General features: G+C 50.0%; 1 protein-coding gene and 1 pseudogene. Both read right to left on the bottom strand.

What is annotated here, in order from left to right; genetic code table 11:
• Positions 1 to 31: 31 nt before the first annotated feature.
• Entirely contained in the window at positions 32 to 535 is a 504-nt protein-coding gene (locus BM272_RS13825; RefSeq protein ID WP_159433108.1) for a hypothetical protein, read from the bottom strand.
• A gap of 65 nt (positions 536 to 600) precedes the next feature.
• Positions 601 to 1,387, bottom strand: a pseudogene (locus BM272_RS13415) (hypothetical protein); the annotation flags it as partial.

Genomic DNA, 1,387 nt, shown 5'->3' on the forward strand with positions numbered 1-1,387 from the left:
CGTCTCCGTAGCTGGTCCAGGAAGTCCCGCATCACGGCGCGACTGGTGAACAGTGCCCGGCGCCGGCGGTCAATGCAATCGTCGGGGACATGACAACTAACACTGCGTCAATCAGTGGCTCGGGACTCTCCAGCGTAACCGATGACAGCAATAATAGAAGGAAAGTGTGCAATAAAACCGTAATGGTGGCAGCAATGGCAAGCGGATGCCCCAACGCATCTAGGAACACCAGTAGTGACGCACTCGCCAGACCTATCGGAGCGAGAGACTTCACGGATGAATCGATTTTCTCAATCTGCGGCGAGCCGACTTTGAACCGCCTCTTCAGAACATCAACGCACCAATAGTATGTCTGCGGGATCAGAGTTAGAAGTATGCCAGCCAACCCGAACGAGAGCCCAGATAAAACCCATAGATTACGAGAGACATCAACGATGCGGCCAAACAATAAGCTAATGGCAAAGAGCAGTGCGAGGATTCTTGTCGCAAGATCAGGGATGTCAGTTAACTTTAACCTAGATCCCACTATAGCCATTGCCCACCTACTCCCAGTCCTAAAATCGCACTCACCGGCTTGTCCGATGAGAAGCATTTTTATCCCTAATCATGCTTCCTTGTGCTAATGACCTGGCTTAAAACCCATGGCTCTAGTTTTTCCCATAGAAACCCCATAAAACGATTGTGTTGCTCTTCGGTTATCGCTTCTCCCTCTTCCGCACCGCAGTTGGAAAAGGCATACCGAACCGCCTCATCTATAACTCTCTCTCTTTCTTTTTTATGCTGCATTTCCAAGGTCGGACCTATAACTGAACCCAGGGCCTGCTGAACTGCATTGGAATCCCATTTCTCATAGTCGTATGCTTCCCGTATGTCCGCCAACGTCAAATCAAGGTTAACCGATAGATCCAACTCCGTGCCTGTCGTGGGATCAATTGAATACGTTGTCGAGAATGCATCCCCTGAATATTTACTCGATAGACACATAACAACTCGCATCACACCGAAGTACTCGAGATACCCGCGTATCAGGTTGCTATCTGGATCGCCATTAACATGGACACAGTGAATTGGAGTTCCGGCGGGCCGGCCATCCACCAAGTCTTTTTCATAGTAATAGCCAAAACACGGTTCAGCTTCTTCTTCTTTTAGAAACTGCACAGCATGCTCACAGTCTCTCACTCTTACACCAGTTGTTGAGAGCAATGCGAGCGCTGTTTTGATAAATGAGCGCCCCGCATCTAAACCGCCGAAGGATAAATTGAATTCAAGTGGTTCTTGAAGATAGGTGGATTTTGGGGTGGACCCCGATCGCTGGACCACGGAGGGGCGCTGAGAAGTAAAGACCGGAGGCCTCTCCATCGGGTTCATGGGTCCGGCTGAGAGGTCC

The organism is Thiohalospira halophila DSM 15071, assembly GCF_900112605.1.
Classification (GTDB): domain Bacteria; phylum Pseudomonadota; class Gammaproteobacteria; order Thiohalospirales; family Thiohalospiraceae; genus Thiohalospira; species Thiohalospira halophila.

Bases quoted from the DNA above. Each gene is read 5' to 3' on its own strand.
- BM272_RS13825 (WP_159433108.1), bottom strand. From the start codon at position 535: ATGGCTATAGTGGGATCTAGGTTAAAGTTAACTGACATCCCTGATCTT.